This window comes from Nocardia sp. NPDC050435 (genome assembly GCF_040655395.1).
Classification (GTDB): Bacteria; Actinomycetota; Actinomycetes; order Mycobacteriales; family Mycobacteriaceae; genus Nocardia.
Genome location: NZ_JBFAJW010000002.1, coordinates 351,181 through 377,743, shown reverse-complemented (window position 1 = coordinate 377,743; position 26,563 = coordinate 351,181). Strand labels below are relative to the sequence as shown.

At 69.1% G+C, this 26,563-nt stretch carries 14 protein-coding genes; 11 read left to right on the top strand and 3 right to left on the bottom strand.

From position 1 onward, the window contains the following. Nucleotides 1-210: 210 nt before the first annotated feature. The 10 genes from AB0I43_RS06100 (at nucleotide 211) to AB0I43_RS06055 (ending at nucleotide 18,536) form a co-directional block, all read left to right on the top strand. Nucleotides 211-1,263 carry an alpha/beta hydrolase family protein gene (locus AB0I43_RS06100; protein ID WP_356971732.1) on the top strand — a complete coding sequence of 351 codons (1,053 nt, stop codon included), beginning with the start codon at nucleotides 211-213 and terminating at the stop codon, nucleotides 1,261-1,263. 211 nt (nucleotides 1,264-1,474) lie between these two features. After that, the gene (locus AB0I43_RS06095) at nucleotides 1,475-2,542 is read left to right on the top strand and encodes an alpha/beta hydrolase family protein (protein ID WP_356971730.1); all 1,068 of its coding nucleotides are present in this window, start codon (nucleotides 1,475-1,477) and stop codon (nucleotides 2,540-2,542) included. A gap of 357 nt (nucleotides 2,543-2,899) precedes the next feature. Further along, nucleotides 2,900-3,934, top strand: coding sequence for an alpha/beta hydrolase family protein (locus AB0I43_RS06090; protein WP_356971728.1), 1,035 nt, complete (start codon nucleotides 2,900-2,902; stop codon nucleotides 3,932-3,934). A 1,001-nt stretch (nucleotides 3,935-4,935) separates the two neighbouring features. Beyond that, nucleotides 4,936-6,687: an alpha/beta hydrolase-fold protein gene (locus tag AB0I43_RS06085; protein WP_356971726.1), complete on the top strand. Its 1,752-nt coding sequence runs from the start codon at nucleotides 4,936-4,938 to the stop codon at nucleotides 6,685-6,687. A gap of 110 nt (nucleotides 6,688-6,797) precedes the next feature. Further along, nucleotides 6,798-7,319, top strand: a complete 522-nt coding sequence (locus AB0I43_RS06080; protein ID WP_356971724.1) for a DUF732 domain-containing protein — start codon at nucleotides 6,798-6,800, stop codon at nucleotides 7,317-7,319. Further along, nucleotides 7,316-8,296: a cutinase family protein gene (locus AB0I43_RS06075; RefSeq protein WP_357431480.1), complete on the top strand. Its 981-nt coding sequence runs from the start codon at nucleotides 7,316-7,318 to the stop codon at nucleotides 8,294-8,296. Before AB0I43_RS06080 ends, AB0I43_RS06075 begins: the two co-directional genes overlap by 4 nt. 141 nt (nucleotides 8,297-8,437) lie before the next feature. Beyond that, on the top strand, nucleotides 8,438-9,457 hold the full coding sequence (locus AB0I43_RS06070; protein WP_356971720.1) for an LLM class F420-dependent oxidoreductase: 1,020 nt from the start codon (nucleotides 8,438-8,440) through the stop codon (nucleotides 9,455-9,457). Between the two features lie 214 nt (nucleotides 9,458-9,671). Beyond that, entirely contained in the window at nucleotides 9,672-11,588 is a 1,917-nt protein-coding gene (gene fadD32, locus AB0I43_RS06065) for a long-chain-fatty-acid--AMP ligase FadD32 (protein ID WP_356971718.1), read from the top strand. Nucleotides 11,589-11,805: 217 nt separating this feature from the next. After that, nucleotides 11,806-16,995, top strand: a complete 5,190-nt coding sequence (pks13, locus tag AB0I43_RS06060) for a polyketide synthase Pks13 (RefSeq protein ID WP_356971717.1) — start codon at nucleotides 11,806-11,808, stop codon at nucleotides 16,993-16,995. Continuing rightward, nucleotides 16,992-18,536 (top strand): acyl-CoA carboxylase subunit beta, encoded by a 1,545-nt coding sequence (locus AB0I43_RS06055; protein WP_356971716.1) that lies wholly within the window; start codon nucleotides 16,992-16,994, stop codon nucleotides 18,534-18,536. The genes pks13 and AB0I43_RS06055 overlap by 4 nt, the downstream gene beginning before the upstream one ends. 78 nt (nucleotides 18,537-18,614) lie before the next feature. Here AB0I43_RS06055 and AB0I43_RS06050 read toward each other — a convergent pair whose 3' ends face one another. Further along, nucleotides 18,615-19,112 (bottom strand): peptidylprolyl isomerase, encoded by a 498-nt coding sequence (locus AB0I43_RS06050; protein WP_356971714.1) that lies wholly within the window; start codon nucleotides 19,110-19,112, stop codon nucleotides 18,615-18,617. Nucleotides 19,113-19,351: 239 nt separating this feature from the next. On the opposite strand from AB0I43_RS06050, the gene AB0I43_RS06045 reads away from it, so the two are divergent. Next, nucleotides 19,352-22,621 (top strand): arabinosyltransferase domain-containing protein, encoded by a 3,270-nt coding sequence (locus AB0I43_RS06045; protein ID WP_357431600.1) that lies wholly within the window; start codon nucleotides 19,352-19,354, stop codon nucleotides 22,619-22,621. A gap of 78 nt (nucleotides 22,622-22,699) precedes the next feature. Here AB0I43_RS06045 and AB0I43_RS06040 read toward each other — a convergent pair whose 3' ends face one another. Further along, complete coding sequence (locus tag AB0I43_RS06040; protein ID WP_356971712.1) at nucleotides 22,700-22,858, bottom strand: hypothetical protein; 159 nt, start codon at nucleotides 22,856-22,858, stop codon at nucleotides 22,700-22,702. Between the two features lie 247 nt (nucleotides 22,859-23,105). Further along, complete coding sequence (locus AB0I43_RS06035) at nucleotides 23,106-26,522, bottom strand: arabinosyltransferase domain-containing protein (protein WP_357431478.1); 3,417 nt, start codon at nucleotides 26,520-26,522, stop codon at nucleotides 23,106-23,108. Between the last annotated feature and the right edge of the window lie 41 nt (nucleotides 26,523-26,563).

The following is a 26,563-nucleotide window of genomic DNA, read 5'->3' as shown; positions in this document are numbered from 1 at the left end:
TCGCCCGTTTCCGGGCGAGATCACATTTAGAGACAAACGTGGCGTGCGCCTCAATCATTTCGGTTTGATAACGCCGAGGCATCGATGGCGCGATACGCTCGGTGAAAGTGCGCCCGTCGGGGGCGTCCACTCTGCGTGGGCAGATTCCGGCGGGGCTGATCGTCGAAGGCGGCCGGCTCGGTCGCGATGAGGGAAAGGCCCCGAATAGATATGCGACCTCTCAGAGTCCGGAGAGCCGGTAATTGGCTGAAGAAGTCGGTGCTGGTCTCCTTGGCCGTGGTGCTGCCACTCGGGGCCTCGGTCGGCGCGGCCGTCCCCGCGCAGGCCGCGTTCAACCCGGCGGCCTTCGACTTCTGGGTCGATTCCAGCATGGGGCCGATCAAGTCCCGCGTCATCCGCGCCGCCGACGGCAACACCAACCGCGTCGTCTACGTGCTCGACGGCATGCGCGCCCGCGGCGACATGAGCGGCTGGGAAATCGAGACCAACGTTCCCGCCGCCCTGGCCAACGCCAACATCAACGTGGTCATGCCGGTCGGCGGCCCGTCCAGCTTCTACGCCGACTGGAACGGCCCGAGCACCTTCCTCGGCATCGCCACCGGCTCCGGCCCCTCCGGCTCCTCCTCGGGCTCCTCGATGACGGGCTCCTCGGGCTGGCAGGAGACGCTCGGCAAGGCGAACACCTACAAGTGGGAAACCTTCCTCACCCAGAACCTGAAGAACGCGCTGCGGGATCGCCTGGGCTTCAGCCCGGTGCGCAACGGCGTGTTCGGTCTGTCCATGGGCGGCTCGGCCGCGCTGACGCTGGCCGCCTACCACCCGGACCAGTTCAACTACGCCGGCTCCTACTCCGGCTACCTGAACATCTCCGCGCCGGGCATGCGCGAGGCGCTGCGCGTGGCCATGGTCTCGGCCGGCGGCTACAACATCGACGCGATGGCGCCGCCGTGGGGCCCGCAGTGGCTGCGGATGGATCCGTTCGTGTTCGCGCCGAAGCTCAAGGCCGACAACACCCGCCTCTGGGTGGCCGCGGGCAGCGCGCTGCCGCAGGCCGGTGACATCAACAACCCGATGGACGTCATCCAGGGCATGCCGCTGGAGGCGCTGGCGCTGGTCAACACGCGCGCCTTCCAGGTCCGCATGGCCACGCTGGGCTACCAGAACGTGACCTACAGCTTCCCGGCCGCCGGCATCCACAACTGGGCGAACTGGGAGGCCGAGGCCAACCGCATGATCCCCGACCTGTCGGCGCACATCGGCTGACCCGCCGCCGCTTTCACCGCCGCCCGGTGCGTTCGCGCACCGGGCGGTTTGCTGTTTCCGGGCACATCCACGACTCGCCCCGCAACGAATCGCAAGGGCCATATACGCACGGTGCTTGTGGCGTGGGTCAACTTCCAGCAACATGTAGTCATTCTTTGGGTGAGCTACTCAGATTTGCTGGCTGATCGTCCGAAATGAGAGGTCGAGTCGAATGCGAATTGCCCGCTGGAATGGAAGACCAGGGAGCTCAGCAACCTCGGGATTCCGACTCCGCCCCTGGGCGGCCGGCTTAGCCATCGCGGTACTGGCGCCACTGGGAATCGCGTTCGGCGGTCCGACGCCGGCGCACGCGGGATTCGATCCCGCCGCATTCGACTTCTGGGTGGACTCACCGGTCATGGGTCCGATCAAAACCCGGGTGCTGCGCGCCCGGGACGGCAACACCAGCAGAGTGGTCTACGCCCTCGACGGGATGAGAGCGCCGGAAACTCTGAGCGGCTGGGAAATCGAAACCGGCGTCCCCGCCATGCTGGCGGATTGGAATATCAACGTGGTGATGCCGGTCGGCGGCATGTCCAGCTTCTATGCCGACTGGAACGCGCCGAGCTCGTTCTTCGGCCTGGCCCCCGACGCGGGCTCGAGTAACTCCGGATCCGGTGGGCTGAACGTGATTTCCACGGGCCCGGGCAAGAGCTATCGCTACGAGTGGGAAACCTTCCTCACCAGGGACCTGCGCAACGCGCTCAGCGACCGGCTCGGATTCAACCCCTATCGCAATGGCGTGTTCGGCCTGTCCATGGGCGGCAGCGCGGCCCTGACGCTGGCCGCCTATCACCCGGATCAATTCAGCTTCGCCGGTTCGATGTCGGGCTTCCTGAATATCTCCGCGCCCGGTATGCGCGAGGCGCTGCGGATCGGGATGGTCGACGCGGGCGGCTACAACGTGGATTCCATGGCCCCGCCGTGGGGCCCGAGCTGGCTGCGGATGGATCCGTTCGTGTTCGCGCCCAATCTGGTTCAGAACGGCACCCGGCTGTGGATCGCGGCGGGCAGCGGCGCGCCGCTGGACGGCGACATCCGCGGGCCGATGGACGTCATCCAGGGCATGCCGCTGGAGGCGCTGGCCCTGGCCAATACCAGGGCTTTCCAGGTGCGAATGGACACCCTAGGCGGCGGGAACGCCGTGTATTCGTTCCCGCCGGGTGGGATCCACAACTGGCACAACTGGATCGAGGAGGCTGCCCGGATGGCGCCGGACCTGTCGGCGAATATCGGCTGATTCCCCGGTTCATAGCAAGATCGGATAGCACCGCCCGGCGCCACTCGCCGGGCGGTTCGCTTTCTTTGTGAAATCCGGCTCGCTTTAACAAAATCCGGCCTTGGGGACGACATCACGCGGCCGACGCGGTAGTGTCACCGCACGATCACAGATTGTGCTCCAGGGGATTTCGGACTCCGATGACTCGCGCTGAGCGACTCGCTCTTGCTAAGGAATCCGGGGTCGAATATCCTCCTGCGAGCGCAAGTGTGTGACCAGATCGTTGTAGCGCCGCCGTTGAGCCGGGAGGTCGGGCCCGGCATCGAATGTGGCGTGCGTCTCGAGTGATGCCACAACAGCAGAAAGAGAGCAGAATTCATGCGTTTCGGCAGGGCCGCCGCGCCGAAGAGTACTCAGCCGGGCCGGCGAAGCGAACCTCGCGGTTGGCGTAATCGAATTCTGGCTGTCGGCGCCGCCACCCTGGCGCTGCCGATTGCCGCTGGTGTGGCCGCTCCGACCGCTGTTGCCGCGCCCATCACCGCTCCGGTGTTGCGCGCGCCCGCGGGCGGTTACGAGGAGCTGATGGTGCCCTCGGCCATGGGCCCGATCAAGGTCCAGGTCCAGTGGGCATCGCGGGGCGGTAGCGCCGCGCTGTACCTGCTCGACGGTCTGCGCGCACGCGACGACCGCAACGCCTGGTCTTTCGAGACCAACGCGATCGAGCAGTTCAAGAACGACAACATCACCCTGGTGATGCCGGTCGGCGGTCAGTCCAGCTTCTACACGGACTGGGTCTCGCCGTCGAACACCAACGGCCAGAAGACCACCTACAAGTGGGAGACGTTCCTATCCCGGGAACTGCCGAACTTCCTGGCGAACTACGGCGTCTCCAAGACCAACAACGCGGTCGCGGGTCTGTCCATGGGTGGCTCGGCCGCCCTGGCGCTGGCCGCCTACCACCGCGATCAGTTCAAGTACGCCGCGTCCTACTCCGGCTACCTGAACATCTCCGCGCCCGGCATGCGTGAGGCGATCCGCATCGCGATGCTGGACGCCGGCAAGTACAACGTCGACTCGATGGCCGCGCCGTGGAGCCCGGCCTGGCTGCGCATGGACCCGTTCGTGTTCGCGCCGCAGCTGAAGGGTCTGCCGATGTACATCTCGGCGGCGAGCGGTCTGCCGGGTCAGTTCGACAAGCCGAACTCCCCGGTCGGCCTGTTCAACACCGGTAACGCGATGGCGCTGGAAGCGCTCTCGCTGGTGAACACCCGTGCGTTCCAGGCCCGGTTGAAGACGCTGGACATCCCGGCGTTCTTCGACTTCCCGGCCAGCGGCACGCACTCCTGGAAGTACTGGGAAGGCCAGCTGTTCAACTCCCGCAAGGGAATCCTGGACGCCACCGGCGCCTGGTGATCCCGGCGCAGCCCTGAGCTGAGCGACGCCGCCGCTTCTTCCGAAGCGGCGGCGTCGTTGTCTTTGCGGCAGCTATCAACTGGATATACCTGTTCGCTATCAGCGCGTCCTCCCGGGTTCTCGACCTGGGCCGGGGTACAAAAACACCTATGACAGGGGCTGAGAGCGGCAGACGGGGGAGATACGTTCGACGCGCTGATCGGGCGCGCCGCCGGATATTGATCGCGGCCGCGCTGGTCCTGCCGCTGGCCGCCGGGATCGCCCCGGCCGCGGTGGCCGATCCCGTGGTCTTCGAGCCCGCGCCCAGACCGGCGCCCGCACTCTCCGCCGATCCCGCCCCGCCGAATCCGGCACCGGCCCCCGCGGCGGACCCCGTTCCCCCCGCCGCGCAACCCGTTCCCGCGCCGTCCGAGCCCGCCGCTCCGGCCCCGGAACTCACTCCGGTTCAAGCCCCCGTCTACGGGCCTGTCGTACCCGCCGCCCCCGAGCAGCCCGCCGAACGGGCACCGGAATCGACCCCGGCGTCCGAATCCAACGCAGCCCGTGTGCCGGAAGCCGCTGCCGCTCCCGAATCGAACGCGGCGCGTGCGCCGGAAACTGCTCCCGAACCGAACGCGGCGCGTGCGCCGGAAACTGCTCCCGAATCGAACGCAGCCCCGGCCCTTGAACCTCGGACCGCGCTCGAGCCGACCCCGGTCCGCGCCCCGGAACCCGCGCCTGCGCCCGCGGCCGAGCCGACGGTGGCTCGTGCGCCGGAACCGGCTCCGGCTCCGGAGCCGAACGCGGCCCGCGCACCCGAATCGGCCACGGCGCCTGCCGAGCCGAACACGGCCCGTGCCCCCGAATCGGCCGCGGCTCCGGAGCCGAACGCGGCCCGCGCACCCGAATCGGCCACGGCGCCTGCGGAGCCGAACGCGCCCCGCGCTTCCGAACCGGCGCCTGAACCGAATGCGGCCCGTGCGCCGGAGCAAGGACCTGCGCCGGAGGCGGCGGCGCCCGCCGTGCACGCGCCGGAGCCGACGCCCGCCGCGGCCCCGGTCGCGGGCGATCCGCGGGTGCAGAAGGTGGTGTGGCTCAACGATCGTCGGGTCGCGGTGTGGGTGGAGTCCGCGGCCATGGCGACGCCGATCCAGGTGCAGCTGTTGTTGCCGCGCGACTGGAACACGCGCAAGGACGCCAAGTTCCCGACGCTGTATCTGCTCGACGGCCTGCGCGCCACCGACGACGAGAGCGGCTGGACCAAGGACGCGGGCGCCGAGGATTTCTTCGCCGACAAGAACGTCACCGTGGTGCTGCCGATCGGCGGCCAGTCCAGCTTCTACTCGGACTGGGTCGCCCCGAACAACGGCAAGAACTACAAGTGGGAGACGTTCCTGACCAAGGAGTTGCCGCCGCTGCTCGAGCAGCACTGGCGGGCGACGGACGCGCGCGGCCTGGCCGGTCTGTCCATGGGCGGCACCGCCGCGATGTTCCTGGCCGGCCGCAACCCCGGCTTCGCCAAGTACGCGGCCTCCTACTCGGGCTTCCTCACCACGACCACCCTCGGTATGCCGCAGGCGATCATGTACGCGCTGCGCGACGCGGGCGGTTTCGACGCCAACGCCATGTGGGGTCCGCCGACCAGCGACGAGTGGGACAACCACGATCCCTACAACCTGGCCGACAAGCTCAAGGGCGTCAGCCTCTACATCTCCAGCGGTTCGGGCAGCACCGGCCCGTTCGACCAGGCGGGCGGGATCCCGGGCGTGAGCACCAATTACGCGGGCATGGGCCTGGAGATCCTGTCCCGGCTCACCTCGCAGAACTTCGTCACCAAGCTGGGCAAGCTGCAGATCCCGGCGCAGGTGAATTACCGTCCCTCCGGCACACATTCGTGGCCGTACTGGGATTTCGAGCTGCGCCAGTCCTGGACGCAGGCCGCGTCCGCGCTCGGCGTGGACGCGAACGCGATCGACTGCAAGCCGGCCGGTTCGATGGAGGGTCTGGTCCAGCAGGCGGCGTGGCTGGGCAACTGCACCACCGCCGAGTACCAGGTGCCCGGCGGCACCGCCCAGGATTTCCTGGGCGGCCGGGTGTTCAATTCGGCGGCGGGCACGCACGCGGTGGGCGGCATGATCGGCGGTGGCTACCAGGCGGCGAACGGTCCGGCGGGTCCGCTGGGCCTGCCGATCAGCGGTGAGCGCGGGCTGCCCGACGGCCGCGGCCGGGTCCAGGATTTCGAGCGCGGCTCGCTGTACTGGACGCCGCAGACCGGCGCGCAGATGGTGCGCGGCGCGATCCTGCAGGAGTGGGCCAAGCAGGGTTACGAGCACGGACCGGCCGGTTATCCGCTGGCGCCGGAGGAGAAGACGCCGACCCGGGACGGCGCGGTGCAGGCGTTCGAGGGCGGCCCGATCTACTACAGCCCCAAGACCGGCGTGTTCCGGGTGCAGGGCCAGATTCTCGACAAGTACAAGCAGATGGGTTACGAGAACGGCTGGCTGGGCTTCCCGGCAAGCGAGGAGCAGCCGCTCAAGGACTTCGGCCGCTACAGCCGGTTCGAGGGCGGGGCCATCTACTGGAGTCCGCTGTCGGGTGCGTGGGCGGTGCGCTCCGGGCCGATTTTCGAGGCGTGGCGCACAGCCGGCTTCGAGAACGGCCGCCTCGGTTACCCGACCGGCGACGAGACCGAGATTCCGGGCGGTGTGCAGCAGAACTTCCAGCTCGGGCGAATCGTGATCAAGAACGGCAAGGTTGAGATTCAAGGTCTGTGAGGTGGGGTAAAACGTGCAGGGACCGCCGGAGGACTCCGGCGGTCCCTGGGATCGCCCGCTAGCCTGGTTGGCGACCCGCAGCCCCCGTGACAGATCGAGGATACGAATTCATGCATCGGACCCGTGGAAAGGTTCTCGGCGTCGCCGTGGCCATCGCCGCCTCCGGCCTGCTCGCCGCCTGTGGCGGCAACGACTCGACCGCATCGAGCACGCCGACGCTGAGCCACACCACGACGGCCGCCGCGGCGCCGTCCTCGGCCGCGCCGGCGGAGTCGCCCTCCAGCACCGAGACCAGCAGCTCGGCGCCCGCGGCCCCCAGCTCCGAGCTGGAGCGCCCGCAGCCGGTGCCCACCGAGTCCGCCCCCGCCGACACCTCGAAGCTGACCGACAAGGACAAGAAGTTCCTGGACGCGCTCAAGGCCGAGGGCATCGCGCCGTCCAGCCCGGATATCGCGCTGAGCATCGGCACCTACGTCTGCCAGGGCGTCACCGCCGGCGCGAGCGAGGCCGACCTGACCACCTTCGTCAACGCGATGGCCGGCTCGGATCCGTCGTTCGACGCGAGCAAGATGTCGGTCGAGGACGCGGGCAAGAAGTACATCAGCACGGCTAAGTCGACGTACTGCCAGTGAACGCGCGCCGAGGCTCCAGCCCCCGCCGGTCCCGACCGGTGGGGTGCCTGATCTTCCTCGCAGTCGTCGCACTGCTGGTGGCGATCGTCCTGCTGATCTGGTCGATCGCCGCCGGCTGGTGGAAACCACCGGGGCCCACCAAGCCGCCGGAGGAGACGCCGAAAACCCAACCGGAGAGCTGCCCGGATGTGCAGTTCATCTCGATTCCCGGCACCTGGGAGTCCAACGCCGACGACGACCCGTACAACCCGACGGCGAACCCGGTCTCGTTGATGCTCAACATCTCCAAGCCGCTGCAGGAGCAGTTCCCGGGCAGCCGGCTCGACGTCTACACCGTCCCGTACGTGGCGCAGTTCTCCAATCCGGTGGCCATCCCGCCGGACGGGCAGACCTCCTACAACCTCAGCCGCGCCGAGGGCGAACAGCGCACCCTCGATTTCATGATCGGGCGGCAGAAGGAATGCCCGCTGACCAACTACGTGCTCGCGGGGTTCTCGCAGGGTGCGGTGATCGCCGGTGACGTCGCGGCCAGGATCGGCGCGGGCGACGGCCCGGTCTCTGCCGATCGTGTGCTCGGTGTCACGTTGCTGGCCGACGGCCGCCGCGAACCCGGTGACGGTCAAGCGACCTTGATCGGTACCGCCCCGCCGGGCGTCGGCGCGGAGGTCGCGCTGCGCGGCCTGAAGGTCCCCGGTATCACCATGACCGGCGCGCGTCCCGGCTTCGGCAAGCTCGCCGACCGCACCTTCACCATCTGCGCACCCGGCGACATGATCTGCGATTCGCCCAAACAGGCGCTGAACCCGGCGAACTTCATCCCCAGCGTGCTGACCCTGGTCCGCGCGGCGGGCAATCCGGTGCACAGCCTGTACAACGGCTACGTGGTCGATCCGGCCACCGGAGCCACCGCGACGCAGTGGACGGTCGGCTGGGCCGCGGGCTTGGTGAACAACGCTCCGCACCCGCCGCATTCCTGAGGCAATCGTGAATTTCCACAGTCCAGGCCGGTGGACGGTCGTGTCCGGCTCTGTGCCGCTGTGACATTGGCAATGCGATCGGTCGGCACGTTGTAAAGTGCGCTGAAGTTCACGCCGTCTATCCGCCAGGAGCATGAGTTCATGACACAAGCTGCCGCACCCGCCGGTGAGCTGACCGCGCTGGGTACGCCGCTGCGTCCCTTCCGCTTCGCGGCTGCGGGCGAGGGGAACAAGCAGGAGGGCGGGGCACGCAAGTTCATCCAGACGGCACAGCAGGCCGAGGAGTACGGGTACGACACCTTCGTCGTCCCGGACCACCTGGGTGACCAGATCGGCCCGATCGCCGCGCTGGGCGCGCTGAGCCAGGCCACCAGCCGGATCCGGCTGGGAACCTCGGTGCTGGCCAACGGGTTCCGCCATCCGGTGGTGCTGGCCAAGGATCTGGCGACCATCGACGTGCTGTCCAAGGGCCGCCTCGAGGTGGGCTTGGGCGCGGGCTGGAAGCAGGACGAATTCCTGGCCGCCGGGCTGCCGTACGACACCCCGGGTGTCCGCCTGGCGAAACTGGATGAGGCGCTGACCATCCTGGACGTGCTGCTGCGCGGCCAGGAGTGCAGCTTCGACGGCAAGTACTACCAGGTGGACGGCATCAAGGGCACCCCGCGTCCGCGCCAGGGCCCGCGTCCGCCGATCTGCACCGGCGGCGGCGGACCGAAGATGCTGCGCCTGGCCGCCAAGCACGCCGACATCGTCTCGGTCGTGCCGGTCACGACCAAGCAGGGCAAGGGCCTGCTCTCGGGCATCACGATGGCCAAGACCATCGAGAAGGTCGAGCTGATCAAGGAGGCTGCCGGAGACCGGTTCAACGAGATCGAATTGAACTGGGCGATCACCGCCATCGTCATCACCGACGACCGGGAGAAGACCGCGGAGATGGCGCTGACCGCCATCGAGCGGGGCCTGCACCCGGATCTCGAGGTGGACGTGAAACTCTCGGTAGAAGAGATCTTGAACTCGCCCTATGTGGCGATCGGAACGTTCGAGGAAATCGCCGAGCAGATCAAACGTGTGCGGCAACTCACGTCGATGTCGTACGTCGGGGTATTTCCCACCCAGATGGACGCCTTCGCACCGGTGATCCCCCTGCTGAGGGACGAGTGAACAGCTCTCCTCTGTAACATAACAGCGGTTTGAGTACATCTAGCCGATATGCGGTCACCGCGCGACCGCACCAGAATCTGCAGGCTGGCTCATGCACGAGCCGCACGCGTAGCGTGCTGAGCGACCCGCGGGGCGATAGCGAGTCGGGGCCTCACAGGTAAGCAGCGGCGAAGTTCAGCCGTTTTGCTGCGTGTGCCTCGGAGGAGAAGAAGGAATGGAAGAGACTTTCGACGACTACCTGGACGAAACCGGGAACATCCATATTCCCGAGGGTCGCACCCTGGTCGAACACGTCGAGAAGCACACCCGCAACGACGCGAACACGCTTGCGTACCGCTACATCGACTACTCGCGGGAACGCGACGGCGAGGTGCAAGAGCTGACGTGGCAGGAGTTCGGTGTACGGCTGCGCGCGGTGGCCGCTCGTCTGCAGCAGGTCACCAAGCCCGGGGACCGGGTCGCCATCCTGGCGCCGCAGGGCCTGGATTACGTGATCTCCTTCTTCGCCGCGATCTACGCGGGCTGCATCTCGGTGCCGCTGTTCGATCCGGACGAGCCGGGTCACACCGATCGCCTGCACGCCGTCCTCGGTGACTGCACCCCGTCGGCCATCCTGACCGCCAGCTCCTCCGCGGCCGGGGTGCGCCAGTTCTTCCGCGCGCTGCCCGCCGCGCAGCGCCCGCGCATCATCGCCGTGGACGCGATCCCGGACAGCGTCGGCGAGAGCTGGGTGCGCCCGGACAGCAAGGTCGACGACATCGCCTACCTGCAGTACACCTCGGGTTCCACCCGGGTGCCGGCCGGTGTGGAGATCACGCACCGGGCCGTGGGCACCAACCTGCTGCAGATGGTCAAGGCGCTGAACCTGGACTGGAGCTCGCGCGGCGTCACCTGGCTGCCGCTGTTCCACGACATGGGCCTGCTGACGGTGATCCTGCCCGCCGTGGGCGGCAAGTACATCACCATCATGTCGCCGAGCGCGTTCGTGCGCCGCCCCTACCGCTGGATCAAGGAACTGGCCGCCGTCTCCGACGGTGCCGGAACCTTCGCCGCCGCACCGAACTTCGCCTTCGAGCACGCCGCGGCGCGCGGCCTGCCCAAGCCGGGCGAATCGCTGGATCTATCCAACGTGCTCGGCCTGATCAACGGCTCCGAGCCGGTGACCACCTCGTCGATGAAGAAGTTCAACGAGGCGTTCGCCCCCTACGGGCTACCCAAGACCGCGATCAAGCCCTGCTACGGCATGGCCGAGGCGACGCTGTTCGTGTCGGCCACCAAGGCCGAGGACGAGGCCAAGGTCGTCTACGTCGATCGCAACGAGCTCAACGCCGGCCGCATGGTGAAGGTCGAGCAGGGCACCGAGAACGCGATCGCGCAGGTTTCCTGCGGCTATGTGGCGCTATCCCAGTGGGCCGCGATCGTCGATCCGGCCACGGTGGACGGCGACGGCGGCCACGAGCTGCCCGACGGCCAGGTCGGCGAGATCTGGTTGCACGGCAACAACATGGGCATCGGGTACTGGGCGCGCAAGGAAGAGACCGCCGCCACCTTCCAGAACAAGATCAGCAAGAGAAACCCCGAGGACAGCCACGCCGAGGGCACCGCGGACGACGCCAACTGGATGCGCACCGGCGACTACGGCGTGTACTTCGAAGGCGAGCTCTACATCACCGGCCGCGTGAAGGACCTGGTGATCGTCGACGGCCGCAACCACTACCCGCAGGATCTCGAGTTCTCGGCGCAGGAGGCCTCCACCGCGCTGCGGCCGGGCTTCGTGGCCGCATTCTCCGTGCCCGCCAACCAGTTACCCGCCGAGGTCTTCGCGCAGGGCAGCCACTCGGGCCTGAAGTTCGACGCCGACGACGCCTCCGAGCAGCTGGTGATCGTGGCCGAGCGCGGGCCGGGCGCGGGCAAGGCCGATCCGCTGCCGATCGCCGACGCGGTCCGGGCGGCGGTGTCGCTGCGCCACGGTGTCACCGTGCGCGACGTGCTGCTGGTGCCGGCGGGTTCGATCCCGCGCACCTCCAGCGGCAAGATCGCCCGGCGGGCCTGCAAGGCCGAATACGTCGGCGGCACGCTGCGGGGCGGGTACACCCAGCAGGCGTTCCCCGATGCTCCGGATGCCGAGTAGGAAACCGACGCAACCGCCCGCGGTGGTGCGGTTCCGGCGCCGTTCGGCGCCGGCCGCACCCGCGGGTGCTCCGGGGGTCGGCAGTCGGCGGGGTGGGTAAGTAATGTGCTTTTGCAAGTCGCTCGTAACCACGCCCGGGCGACTGCGCGCGGGGTATCAACCACCGAGCGTCAATTCGCGGCGCGCCCGGTACGCAGACAGGTAGCTTGAGGAATTGATGGCTGACAACGAGGGCACACCCACCCAGACGACCGAGGCCGCCGACAGCTCGGCGACGCCCGAGTCGCCCGCACCCGTCAAGGATGCGGCCAATCCCGACATCTCGGTGGCGGAACTGCGAGAGTGGTTGCGGCGCTGGGTATCCGACGCGACCGGTCAACCGTTGGAGAACATCACGGTGGACCGGCCGATGGAGGAGTTCGGGCTGGCCTCGCGCGACGCGCTCGCCCTCGGCGGCGACATCGAGGAGCTGACCGGCGTCGTGCTCAACGCGACCGTCGTCTACCAGCATCCGACCATCGGCTCGCTGGCCGAGGTGATCGTCAACGGCGTGCCCGAGCTGCCCGAGGAGTCGGCCGACGACGCGTTCTACGCGGGCTACACCCCCGGCGAGGCGCACGACATCGCCATCGTCGGCCTGTCCACCCGGCTGCCCGGCGCGGGCGACACCCCGGAGTCGACCTGGGAGTTCCTCATCAACCGCGGCGACGGGATCCGGGAACTGCCGGAGGGCCGCTGGGAAGAGTTCACCGCGGATCCGTCGGTCAAGCAGATCGTCGAGGAGTCCAACACCCTCGGCGGCTACCTCGACCAGGACGTCGTCAAGGGCTTCGACGCGGAGTTCTTCGCGATGTCGCCGGTCGAGGTCGAGCGGGTCGATCCGCAGCAGCGCCTGATGATGGAGCTGACCTGGGAGGCCCTGGAGCACGCCCGGATTCCGGCCAGCGATCTGCGCGGCGAATCCGTCGGCGTCTTCGTCGGCTCGTCCACCAGCGACTTCCAGTTGATCGCCGCCCTCGGGCTCGGCGACATCGACCCGAACATGCCGATCTCGGCCGAGGCCTACGCCCTGCTGGGCGCCTCCACCGGCATCATCGCCAACCGGGTCTCCTACTTCTTCGACTTCCGCGGCCCGTCGGTCACCGTCGACACCGCCTGCTCCTCGACCATCGTCGCGGTGCACCAGGCCGTGCGCGCGCTGCGCGACGGCGACGCCGACCTGGCCCTGGCCGGCGGCGTGAACATGATCCTGGCCCCGGTCGCGACGCTCGGCTTCGAGAAGAACGGCGCGGTCGCCAAGGACGGGCACATCAAGGCGTTCTCCTCCGACGCCGACGGCATGGTGCGCTCGGAGGGCGCGGGCCTGGTGGTGCTCAAGCGCCTGGCCGACGCCGAGCGCGACGGCGACGACATCCTCGCCGTGATCAAGGGTTCGGCGGTCAACAGCGACGGCCGCTCCAACGGCCTGTTCGCGCCGAACCCGGAGGCGCAGGCCGACGTGCTGCGCCGTGCCTACCGGGACGCGGGCATCAAGCCATCCACCGTGGATTACATCGAGGCGCACGGCACCGGCACCCCGATCGGCGATCCGATCGAGGCCGAGGCGCTGGGCCGGGTGATCGGCCGCGGCCGCGACGCCGACAAGCCCGCGCTGCTGGGTTCGGCCAAGACGAACTTCGGCCACCTGGAATCCGGCGCCGGCGCGGCCAGCCTGGCCAAGGTCGTGATGTCGTTCCAGCACAACGTCATTCCGCCGAACCTGGGCTACGCGGGCCCCAGCCCGTTCATCCCGTTCGAGCAGGCGCACCTGAAGGTCGTCGACCAGCCGACGGAGTACCCGCGCTACAGCGGCACCGCCACGGTCGGCATCTCCGGCTTCGGATTCGGCGGCACCAACGCGCATCTGGTGCTGCAGGAGTACAAGCCGGCCCCGGCCGCCGAGCCCGCCGCGCGAGACGAAGATATCGAGACCGAGGTCGCCGGCACCGACGTGGTGGCCGAGGCCACCGCGATCGCCGCCGACGCGGTGCCGGAGCCGGAGTGGTCCGAGCGCGCGGAGCCGCTGCCGGTCATCCTGGCGGTGTCGGGCTATCTGCCCTCGCGCCGCCGCCGCGCCGCCGGGGAACTCGCCGATTGGCTCGAGGCCGACGGCAAGGACGTGCCGCTGGAGGACGTGGCCCGGTCGCTGGCCAAGCGCAGCCACTGGCGTTCGCGCGGCGTCGTGATCGCGAAGGATCACGACGAGGCCGTCGCCGGTCTGCGTGCGATCGCCGCGGGCAAGCCGGGCAACGGCGTCTTCACCGTCGACTCGCCCGCCGCCAAGGGCCCGCTGTGGGTGATGGCCGGATTCGGCGCGCAGCACCGCAAGATGGGCAAGCAGCTCTACGCCGAGAACCGGATCTTCCGCGACACCGTGGACAAGATCGACGAACTCGTCGTCGACGAGGCCGGGTACTCGGTGCGCGAGATGATCCTCGACGACGCCCAGGATTGGGACATCGGCACCGGCCAGGTCGGCACCTTCACCATCCAGGCCGGTCTGGCCGCCATCCTGCGCGCGCACGGCGCGGAGCCCGAGGGCGTGGTCGGCCACTCCCAGGGCGAGGTCGCCGGCGCCTACATCTCCGGCGGCCTGCCGCTGGAAGACGCGGTGCGCGTCATTGTTTCGCGCGGCCGCCTGATGGCCGAGGGCGAGGCCATGATCACCGACGACCAGGTGCGCAACATGGCGCTGGTCGAGTTGAGCGCCGAGGACGTCGAGGCGATGCTGCCGGACTTCCCGGACATCGAGCTCGCGGTCTTCGCCGCGCCGACCAACACCGTGATCGGCGGCCCGCCGGATCAGGTGCACGCGATCGTGGCCAAGGTCGAGGAGCAGGGCAAGTTCGCGCGCGTACTGCAGACCCGCGGCGCCGGCCACACCTCGCAGATGGACGTGCTGCTCGGCGAATTGGCGGCGGAGCTGGCCGGTATCGAGCCGACCCCGCTGCAGGTCGATCTGTACTCGACCGTGCACCGGGGCGCGCTCTACAAGGCGGGTCACGAGCCCGTGCACAACGAGGACTACTGGGTCACCAACATGCGCGGCTCGGTGTACTTCACCCACGCCGTCCGCGCCGCGGTGGACACCGGCATCACCACCTTCCTCGAGCTGGCCCCGAATTCGGTCGCGCTCATGCAGGTCATGGGCACCACGTTCGCGGCGGGCGTGCACAACGCCGCGCTGATCCCGACGCTCAAGCGCAAGGAAGACGAGTCGGCCGCCGTGATCTCGGCGCTGGCCCAGCTCTACGTCAACGGCCATCGCGTGGACCTGTCCTCGCTGCTGCCCGCCGGCCCGTACGCCGACATCCCGCGGACGACGTTCGTGCGCAAGGAGTTCTGGCCCACGGGCAAGGCGATCGCCACGGGCGGCGGCAACGCCAAGGTCCCGGGCGCGCACGTGTCGCTGCCCGATGGCCGCCACGTGTGGGAGGTCCAGGCGGGAGCCGTCACCGATCTCGGCGCGCTGGTGACCGCCGCTGCCGCGCAGGTGCTTTCGCAGGTGCAGGCGGGCGCGTCCTATGCCTACGCTCCGATCCCGGCCACCGGCACGCTCACCACGACGCTGACCCCGTACCCGGGCGGCGCGGCGGCGCAGGTGCACGCCAAGGACGGCAACCAGTTCACGCTGCTGTTCGACGGTGTCGTCACCTCGGGCGCTCCGCTGCCGGAACCGGTTGCGGCGCAGCCGGTCGCGCAGGCCGCCCCGGCGGCCGCGGAGGTCGCGGTGGTGGAGAGCTTCGGTGACCGCTGGGATCCGAACGGCAGCCAGCAGCTCGAGGAGCGGCTCGCGCTGATCGTCGCCGAGTCCATGGGTTACGCGGTGGAGGATCTCCCGATGGAGATCCCGCTGATGGAGCTCGGGCTCGATTCGCTGATGGCGATGCGCATCAAGAACCGTGTCGAATACGAATTCGACATTCCGCAGTTGCAGATCCAAGCCGTGCGCGACGCCAACCTGACCGAGGTCGGCAAGGTGCTGCGCTACGCCATCGAGCATCGCGACGAGGTGGCCGCGATCGCCGAGCGGCAGGCCGCCGGCGAAGACGTCAGCATCGACGCCGACTTCGTCAACCAGGCGCGGGCCGCGATCGAGGCGGGCGCGGACCCGGCCGCCGTCGCGAAAGCCGCCGCGGCCGAAGCGGCTCCGGCCGCGGAGAAGAAGGAAGCGATCGAGTCGGCGGCGGGCGCGCTGGTGGCCGAGGCCGCCGTCGCGACCGAGGTCCCGGTGGCCGAGCAGGCCGTGCTCGGCGGGGTGGCCTACGAGGCCGAGAACGAGGACGACGTGCCACCGCGCGACGCGGCCGAGCGGCTGGCCTACGGCACCTGGGCCCTGGTCACCGGCAAGTCCGCGGGCGGCATCTTCAACACCCTGCCGATCCTGGAGGAGGACGTCGCGGAGAAGATGGCGGCCCGCCTCACCGAGCGGGTCGGCTCCGAGATCACCGTCGACGACGTGCTCGACAGCGAGACCATCGAGGATCTCGCCAATATCGTGCGCGAACTGCAGGACAGCGGCGCCGAGATCGACGGTTTCGTGCGGCCGCTGCGGGCCCGCGCCGAGGGCTCGAACGCGGTGCCGGTCTTCGTGTTCCACCCGGCGGGCGGCAACACCCTGGTCTACGAACCGCTGCTGAAGCGGCTCCCGGCCGACACCCCGATGTATGGCTTCGAGCGCGTCGACGGTTCGATCGAGGAGCGGGCCCGCCAGTACGTGCCGGAGCTGCGCAAGATCCAGGGCGACGGGCCGTACGTGCTGTACGGCTGGTCGCTGGGCGCGGTGCTCGCGCTGCAGGTCGGTCAGCTGCTGCGGGAAGAGGGCGCCGATGTGCGCACGGTGGGCCTGATCGATCTCGCGATTCCCGCGGCCCCCGAGGACAACAGTCCCGAGGAGCGGATCCGCCGGCTCGAGCGCTATCAGGCATTCGCGAAGAAGACCTACAACGTGCCGCACGAATTGGATCGCGAACAGCTCGAGGAACTGGCCGCGGCCAGTGACGAGGAGCAGTTCAAGATGATCGGCGACCTGATCAAATTGAGCGGCGCGAAGATTCCGGGCGGCGTGCTCGAACATCAGCGCACCTCCTGGCTGGAACACCGGGCGTTGCAGCAAGCACAGCAGCGCCAGTACGACGGTGACGTGGTGCTCTACCTCGCCGATCGCTATCACGACGGTGCGATCGAGCTCGAGCCGCGATACGCGGATCGGCGGCCCAACGGCGGCTGGGACGAGTACATCACCAATCTCGAGATCGTCCACATCCCCGGCGACCACCTGCAGATCGTCGACGAGCCCCGGATCGGCAAGATCGGTCTGGACCTCGCCGCCAAGCTCGCCGATATCGAGGCGAAGGGAGCCAAGTGACCACCACTGCCGAGAAGCTCGCCGACCTGTGGAAGCGTTTGGAGCTCGCACAGGAGCCGACGGGCGAAGCGGGCGTGGCCAAGCGGGCGAAGAAGGGGATTCCCAGCGCCCGCGACCGGATCGGCATGCTGCTGGATCCGGGCAGCTTCGTGGAAATCGGTGCGCTGGTGCGCAATCCGAACGACAAGAAGGCGCTCTACAGCGACGGCGTGGTCACCGGGCACGGCCTGGTCGACGGGCGTCCGGTCGCGGTCTTCTCCCATGACCAGACCGTCTACGGCGGTTCGGTCGGCGAGATGTTCGGCCGCAAGATCGTCGCCACGATGGAGTTCGCGGCCAAGATCGGCTGCCCGCTGGTCGGCATCAACGACTCCGGCGGCGCGCGCGTGCAGGAGGCGGTCACCTCACTGCACTGGTACGGCCAGCTGGCCACCGCGATGGAACCGCTGTCGGGGTACGTCCCGATGATCTCGCTGATCCTGGGCAACTGCGCGGGCGGCGCGGTGTACCAGCCGATCTGCACCGACGTCGTCGTCGCCACCGAGGACGCGCACATGTTCGTCACCGGGCCGAAGGTGATCCGCGAGGTCACCGGCGAGGACGTGAGCATCGAGGAGCTCGGCGGCGCGCGCAGCCAGGCCGGGTACGGCAATATCCACCACGTCGCCAAGGACGAGCAGGCGGCCTTCGCCTGGGTCCGGGATTACCTGGGCTACCTGCCCTCCAGCTGCGTCGAGCTGCCGCCGGTGGTGAATCCCGGTCTGGAGCCGGAGGTCACGGACTCGGATCTGGAATTGAACGGGCTGGTCCCGGATTCCGACAACGCCGGCTACGACATGCACGAGGTGCTGCTGCGGATCTTCGACGACGGCGGCTTCCACGAGATCGGCGGCCAGGTCGCGCAGAACGTCATCACCGGATTCGCCCGGGTGGACGGCAATCCGGTGGGCGTGGTCGCCAACCAGCCCATGCACTACGCGGGCGCGCTGGACGCGGCCGCCTCGGACAAGGCGGCGCATTTCATCCGCGTCTGCGACGCGTTCGAGATCCCGCTGGTGCTGGTGGTGGACACGCCGGGCTTCATGCCGGGTGTGGAGCAGGAGAAGATCGGCGTCATCAAGCGCGGCGGCCGGTTCCTGTTCGCCTACACGGCCGCGTCCGTGCCGAAGGTGACCGTGGTGGTGCGCAAGGCCTACGGCGGCGGCTGGGCGGTCATGGGCTCCAAGGCGCTCGGCTCGGACGTGTATCTGGCCTGGCCCACCGCGCGCATCGCGGTGATGGGCGCCGAGAGCGCGGTCAGCCTGATGGGCGGCAAGCAGATCGAGGCCATGCCCGAGGATCAGCGCGAGGGCATGCGCAAGCAGATGATCGACTTCTACAACGCCACCGTGGCCACGCCGTGGCTGGCGGCCGAGCGCGGGTACCTGGACGCGGTCATCGAGCCGTCCGCGACCCGGCTGGAGCTGCGGCGCGCGCTGAAGCTGTTGCGGGACAAGAAGATGGTGCGCTACCCGCGCAAGCACCACCTGATCCCGCTGTAACCCCGGACTCCGCCGTACCGGGAATCGGGCCGTACTCCGTTGCGAGACGGCCCGATTCCCGTCGGTCGGTGCGAAACCTCAGGCGATGGTCGCGGACTCGATGACCACGTCCTCGCGCGGCACGTCCTGGTGCCCGCCGGCCGAACCGGTGGCCACGGCGCCGATCTTGTCGACGACCTCGTGGCCCTCGACGACCTTGCCGAAGACGGTGTAGCCCCAGCCCGACGGCGTCGGCGCGGAGTGGTTCAGGAAGTCGTTGTCCGAGGTGTTGATGAAGAACTGCGCGGTGGCCGAGTGCGGGTCGTTCGTGCGGGCCATCGCGATGGTGTACTTGTCGTTCTTCAGGCCGTTGGTGGCCTCGTTCTGGATCGGCGCCTGGGTGCCCTTCTGGCGCAGGCCCGGTTCGAAGCCGCCGCCCTGAATCATGAAGTTCGGGATGACGCGGTGGAAGATGGTGCCGTTGTAGTGGCCGGCGTTCACGTAGCTCACGAAGTTCTGCGCCGTGTTCGGCGCCTGGGCGTCGTCCAGCTCCAGGACGATGGGGCCGTAATTGGTCACGAGATTCACCTTGGTCATACCCCCACCCTGCCAAAGACCCCGACCACGGTCAGCCACTCGGGTCCATTTTCGGGGATCCGGCTATCACGCGGGGGCTCTGCGGTGGGGTCGATGACCAGGGCGCGCACCGGCTGGTGTACCCGGACGGACCGGTACAGCTAGCATTGCCAACCGTGTCAGACGCCGCCACCGCCGTACTCGAACGCCCGGCCCCCGCTCCGCAGGTCGCGCCACGCGATTTCCGGACCGCGCGCGCGATCGCGCTGATCACCGGTCTGTTAGGCGCGCTGCTGGCGCTGGCCACCCCGTTCCTGCCGGTCAGTCAGACTACGGCGACGTTGAATTGGCCACAGAGCGGAACGCTCGGCAATGTCAGCGCGCCGCTGATGTCGCAGGTGCCGATCGAGCTGAAGGCCACGATTCCGTGTTCGGCGGTGCAGGCGCTGCCCGAGCAGGGCGGCATGCTGCTGGCGACCGCGCCGCCGCAGGGCGACCGGGCGGCCCTGGAGGCGATGTTCGTGCGCGTCTCCGACAGCACCGTGGACGTGGTCGACCGCAACGCGGTGGTGGCGTCCGCGCCGCGGTCGGACATGGGCCAGTGCTCGGAGCTCCTGATCAGCTCCGACGATCAGAAGACCCGGGCGGAGTTCGTCGGCCTGACCAGGCCGGTGGAAAAGCAGGTGCCCGGCGCGGATTCGGTGATCGTGGACGAGCCGCTGGCCGGCGAGCTGACGGGTGATCTGCGGCCGCAGATCGTGGGCGTGTTCTCGGACCTGCGCGGCGCGGCGCCCGCCGGGTTGTCCTTCGAATCCACCATCGACACCCGGTTCACCACGAGCCCGACCCTGATCAAGATGGTGGCGATGCTCGCCGCGGTCGTGCTGACGCTGATCGCGCTCGCCGCCCTGGCCAAGCTGGACACCAGCGACGGCCGCGGGCACCGGCGGTTCTTCCCGGCGCACTGGCTGAAGCCGACCTGGGCCGACGGCGCGGTGATCGGCACGCTGCTGGTGTGGCACTTCATCGGCGCCAACACCTCCGACGACGGCTACATCCTGAGCATGGTGCGGGTCGCCCCGCACGCCGGGTACATGGCCAACTACTTCCGCTGGTACGGCGTGCCGGAGGCGCCGTTCGGCTGGTACTACAACGTGATCCAGGTCTTCGCGGAGATCTCCACCGCCAGCCCGTGGGTCCGGCTGCCCGCGCTGGCCTGCGCGATCCTGTGCTGGATGGTGATCAGCCGCGAGGTGGTGCCGCGCCTGGGCCGCGGCGTGCGCAACAGCAAGGTGGCGCTGTGGACCGGCGGCCTGGTCTTCCTGGCCTTCTGGCTGCCCTACGACAACGGCCTGCGTTCGGAGCCGATCGTCGCGCTGGGCGCCCTGCTGACCTGGGTCTCGATCGAACGCGCCATCGCCACCGGCCGCCTGCTGCCGGCCGCCATGGCGGTGCTCATCGCCGCCTTCACGCTGGCGGCCGCGCCGACCGGCCTGATGTGCGTGGCCGCGCTGCTCGCCGGCATCCGCCCGCTGATCTGGATCGTGGTGCGCCGCCGTCGCGACTTCATGAAGCTGGGCGCCTCGGCCTGGTGGGGTTCGACGCTGCCCTTGCTCGCGCCGATCGCGGCGGCGGGCGTGCTGGTGCTGACCGTGGTCTACAGCGACCAGACCTTCTCGGCGATCCAGGAAGCCAACCGGGTGCGGCAGGCGACCGGCCCGAACCTGGCCTGGTACGAGGACTACCTGCGCTACTACTACCTGTTCGTGGAGACGGTGGACGGCTCGCTGCCCCGCCGCTTCGCCTTCCTGACCATGCTGCTGTGCCTGTTCACCACCATGCTGGTGCTGCTGCGCCGGCGGCAGGTGGCGGGCATCGCGAGCGGGCCGACCTGGCGGTTGATGGGCATCGTCTTCGGCACCATCTTCTTCATGATGTTCAACCCGACGAAGTGGACGCACCACTTCGGCGCGTACGCGGGCATCGCCGGTTCGCTGGCCGCGGTCACCGCGGTCGCGGTGTCGGCGACGGCGCTGCGGCATCGCAAGAACCGGGCCATCTTCCTGGCCGGTCTGCTGTTCGTGCTCGCGGTGGCCTTCTCCGGCATCAACGGCTACTGGTACGTCTCCAGCTTCGGCGTGCCGTGGTTCGACAAGCGGATCTCGCTGCAGGGTTACCAGGGCAACACGCTGATGCTGGTGCTGTTCGCGCTGGCGCTGGCGCTGGTCGCCTGGCACGCGCTGCGCGAGGGCTATGCCAAGCCGGAGAGTTCGGCCAAGTCCGAGCGCGGGCGGCGGATCCGGAAGTTCGCCGCGATTCCGCTGACCGTGGTGGCGGCCCTGATGGTGGCGCTGGAGGTGCTCTCGCTGGTCAAGGGCGCTTACTCGCAGTACCCGGCGTATTCGCTGGCACGTTCGAACTACGACGCGGTCACCGGGAACTCCTGCGGCCTGGCCAATGACGTCCTGGTGGAGGCGGATCCGAACGCGGGCCGGCTGCAGCCGGTCGTCGATCCTGCGAATCCGCCCAAGGACGACGATCCGCTGGGCGGGGCCGAGCCGGTCGGCTTCACGCCCAACGGCGTGCCCGACGACCTGTCCGCCGACAGCGTGGAGGTGAAGCCGGGCACCGGCAACACCTCGACCCAGTCGGTCGGCGCGGCCTTCGCCGAGGGCGAGAGCGCCGGCACCGGCGGCGGCAAGGGCGCGGTCGGCGTGAACGGCTCCAATGTCGCGCTGCCGTTCGGCCTGGACCCGGCCGGCACCCCGATCATGGGCAGCTACCAGCCCGGCGTGCAGCAGCCCGCGCGCCTGACCTCGAGCTGGTACGAACTGGCGCCGCGCTCGGCGGACAAGCCGCTGGTGGTGATCTCCGCCGCGGGCCGCATCCTGTCCTACGACGACACCGGCGATCTGAACTACGGGCAGTCGCTCACCGTGGACTACGGCCGGCGCCTGCCCGACGGCGGCGTGGAGAAGCTCGGCACCTACCTGCCGCGCGATATCGGCCCGTTCCCGTCCTGGCGCAACCTGCGGGTGCCGCTGTCGGAGATCGCGCCCGAGGCCGACACCGTGCGCATCGTCGCCAACGACCCGATCCTGATCGGTGACCAGTGGCTGGCGTTCACGCCGCCGCGCATGCCGAAGCTGGAGTCGCTGAACACCTTCCTCGGTTCCGAGCAGCCGATCCTGGAGGACTGGGCGGTCGGCCTGCAGTTCCCGTGCCAGCAGCCGTTCCTGCACCAGAACGGCGTGGCCCAGGTGCCGAAATTCCGCATCCTGCCGGACCGCCCGCTGGCCATCAGCTCCACCAACACTTGGCAGGCCCAGGAGTTCGGCGGCCCGCTCGGGTTCAGTCAGATGCTGGCCAAGTCGACCACCCTGCCGACCTACCTGCGCGACGACTGGGCCCGGGACTGGGGTTCGCTGGAACGCTACGACCAGTACCTGCCCGCCACGGCGGCACAGTTGCGGACCGGCAGCGAAAACCGCTGGGGCTTCTGGACGCCCGGTCTGATGCGGGTGTTCTAGCCGCGTTGTCATCCCGGCGAAAGCCGGGACAGGCCCTGCCGGGAAGCTCTCGGCAGGGCCTGTTTCGTGAGTAGTGGTTTATACCTTCAACATGCGCCGGCCGAGCTCTCGGCGCAGCACCTCTTGCGAGGGCAGCCGCCCGAGAACGCGCAGAACTTCCGGTCGCAATTCCGATTGCTCCTCGTCGGTGAGCAGATCGACGAGATCGCGCAGACCCATGTCATCGAACGCTGTCATGCCCACTACATTACGGATTCAAACCTCCGCCGTCTCTATTTCCGATCATCGGTTACGGAGGTGTCACTGTCGCGAAACGATCAGTCCCCCAAGTAGTTTCATGATCTTGCTGGCGGCATGCCGCCGTAATCGGCCCGGAACATGACAAATAGCAAACTCGCCCCGGGGCCGGGGCGAGCGCCACGTGACAGGTTGCCGAGAAATCTGCGTCACAGGTGATAGCGGGGTGTTGCCCAGCTCGCGCCGATCACGGAATCATGATCGGCGCGTCCTCGGCCACGCCCCAGCGCTTCTGCACGGTCGAGCCGATGTCGGCCGGGCGGGCGGCGGGGTCGTAGGGCTCGAACTGTTCCAGCGAACCCCAGTCCCGGCCCCAGTCGTCGCGCAGATAACTCGGGATGGACTCGGCGCGCAGCAGCAGACCGGTCCAGCCGAGCGGGCCGCCGCCGATGTCGTCCTGCCAGGCGTTGGAGGCGTCCGAGCCGACGCGGTCGGGCAGGATGCGCCACCGCGGCACCTCGGCGACGCCGTCGTGGTGATCGAAGGGCCGCTGGCACGGGAAGGCCAGCCCGACGTGCCAGTCCAGCAGCACCGGATCCGCCGACCCGACCACCGAATTCAGGGTGGCCAGGCGCGGGAGCCGGGGCGGGGTCACCGCCAGCCACTGCTTCGGGGTGATGTCGTTGTCGACGGCGACCAGGCGCACCGCGTTCGCGGCCGCCGGCAGCCGATCCAGCGGGACGCGCAGATTGCGCCAGGACGGGGCCGGGCCGATGTCGATCGGATCGATCGAGCCGAGCGTCTCGAATCGCCCGTCGGGAGTGCGGGTTCCGTACTCCAGGTGCAGTTCCTGACCGTAGGTGAGCACGCCGTCGGGGTCCACCGAGCGGATGCGGCCCGCCGCGGTGATGGTGAGCACCTGGTAGGCGGGGTCGGCCCGCATGCTGTCGGTCAGCTCCAGGCGGTACCACTGCGAGACGAGCTCGGCCTGCTGCTGCGCGTCTTCGCGGTAGCTGCCCAGCACCGGGGTGCGGGCCGGGTCCAGGCCGAAGGGCAGCGCCACGGTGCTGCCGTTGAGGCCGGTCTGCTCGGTGGTGCCGCCGCCGGTGCCCGCGCCGGTGGTGTTGGTCGTCTTGTTCTCGTCCGTGCTGATCGAATTCGCGCCGCCGGAGACGGTTTCCTCCTGATCGGCGGTGAGGTCGTCGGCGACGCCGTTGGGCGTGAAACCCTTGGACTCGGCGGACAAACCGTCGGCCGGGCTGCCCTCGTAGGGCTGGAGCAGCGAATCCGCCGTATCGGTCTCGACCAGCACTTCGTCGGCGAGGGCGCACGGATCACCCTGCATCGTCCGGATATTCGACTTGCCGATCGAATACGCGGGGTACTGGGTGACCGCCGCCTTGGCCAGCGAGGCCACCTCGAACAGCACCAGCAGCGCGGCCGCGATGGTCAGCGGCGCGGAGGCCAGCCGATCGAAACGCCGGGTGACCACGGTCTTCTGGTAGGGCGCGCGGTAGTGCTCCCAGATCGCCCACAGCAGGGCCAGCACCGCCAGCCCCAGGAACAGCGTCGAGATGCCCTTGCCCGCGACCAGCGGCGCCTTGTCCCACCATGGCACCCCGAAGGAGGAGACGTACCACCAGCCGTTGGAACCGGTGAAGGTGATCGCCAGCACGAACAGCACCGCCGCGCCGAACAGCGCGCGATTGCGCGGGGACCGGATACCCTCGCTGCCGACCGCGACCGCGGCGAGCGCCGCGAGCGAACCCGCCAGTCCCGCATAGACACCGAAGTGGTGCGTCCACTTCGTGGGCGTGAACATCATCAGCAGCAGCGAGGCGAACACGATGCCGAGAATGCGCACCGAGGGCCCGCGCGAGGTGCCGGGAATCCGGCCCTTGCGCAGCACCTGCAGCACGCACACCAGCAGCGCCAGCAGCATGATCAGCACGCCGAACCGGCGGGCCAGCGAGCCGTCGGGGGACAGCATCAGCAGCGAATCCCAGCGCGTGCGCTCGTCGAACCACGCCACGTTCGGCCCGATCACGGTCCGGACGCGGGTCGCCTCCATGACGGTGGCCAGCGTCTGATCGGCGAAAACCACGGCCAGCACCAGGGTTCCGGCGGCCAGGCCGGGCGCGATCAGCGCGGCGTAGCGGAAGAAGGTGGTCAGCCGTGAGCTGCTGGCCGGGTCGGCGGCGTCGGCGGCGTAGACCGGCCGGGTTCCGGAACCGGCGTCCCCGCCCGCGGATTCGCCGACCACGGACGGCGAGTTCGTCGTCGCGCCCGGGTCGTTCGCGGCGGGCGCGAAGGCGTCCGCGGCGATCTGTTCCGGCCGCCGGCCCTGGGCCCGCTTGACGATGATCTCCAGCACCGGGCGCGAGCCCGCGATGAGCGCGGCGACGCAGATCAGCCCGGTGGGCCCGGCCGCGAGCGAGAAGGCGGCGATCAGCACGCCGATGGCCGCGGGCAGCAGCCGCCCGGTCGCGATGGCGCGTTCGATGGAGCACCAGGTGAGCAGCGCGCCCGCCGCGATCAGCGGCTCCGGGCGCAGCCCGTTGTCGTAGGGCAGCCAGAAGGCCAGGAACACCAGGCCCGCGGTCCACAGCGCGATCTTGTGCCGGCGCACCCGCGCGCCGAGCCGGGGGAGCACCTCGCGCGAGATCACCAGCCAGCACACGATTCCGGCGAGCAGCGTGGGCAGCCGGACCCACGGGCTGGCGTCGGAGACCCGCGTCATCCAGGCCAGCACCTCGTAGGACCAGCCGAACGGCGCCTCGGGCACGCCGAGCCAGCGGTAGTAGTTGGCCATGTACCCCGAATGTTCCGACGCGCGCGCCATATTCAGGATGTAGCCGTCGTCGGAGGTGTTCGCGCCGAGGAAGTGCCAGATCAGCAGAACGCCGAGCACCACCGCGTCGGCGGGGGAGAAGCGCCACCAGTGCGCGGGCAGGAAGCGGCGGGCGCGGCGGCCGTCGGAGTTGTCGAGCAGGTGCAGGGCGAGCAACGCGATCACGGTGCAGAGCGCGGCGGCGATCATCGCGGCCAGCTTCAGCGCGCTGGGCGTCGAGGTGAACCGCGAGTCGATGTCGGCGTGCAGGGCCGCCCCGGACAGCTGCGCCCGATCCAGTTCGGTGAAAACGCCCACCACCTGCGGCCGGATGTCCCGGGTGACGGTATTGCGGAACGGCGTGCCGTCCTGGCGCTGCGCGCCGGTGAACTCCACCGTGGTGGCGGTGTTCGTGGTTTCGACCGTGATCGCGCTACAGCCCGCGATCTCCGCGACCGGGGCCGACAGCAGCGGCACATCGCGTTGCAGCACCGCCAGATTCCCGTCGGTGATCGACACCAGCAGCCCCTTGGAGGACGCCTTGCCGGATCCGACCGGGATGGTCGAGAGCAGCGTGCGCGACGCACCGTCGGCCGGGGCCGGGCCCTGCAGCACCGAGCACGGCAGCTCCGCGGTCAGCCGCAGCGGAACGTAGGACACCAGCGGCGCTTCCACGCTGGTGCTGTTGCCCGCCTGCGGCCAGTCCAACGTCGCCCGGTCCTGTTCGACCGGTAAGACCGGCGTCAGCAGCGCCAGCACGAATCCGAGCAGGCCGGAGACGAGGGCGATCAGGCGGTAACGGTTGAACGCTGAAGTCGATCGGTCCGTTCGCACGAGGACTCATGCTAGCCACCGGTCACCCGGGACCGGCCGGT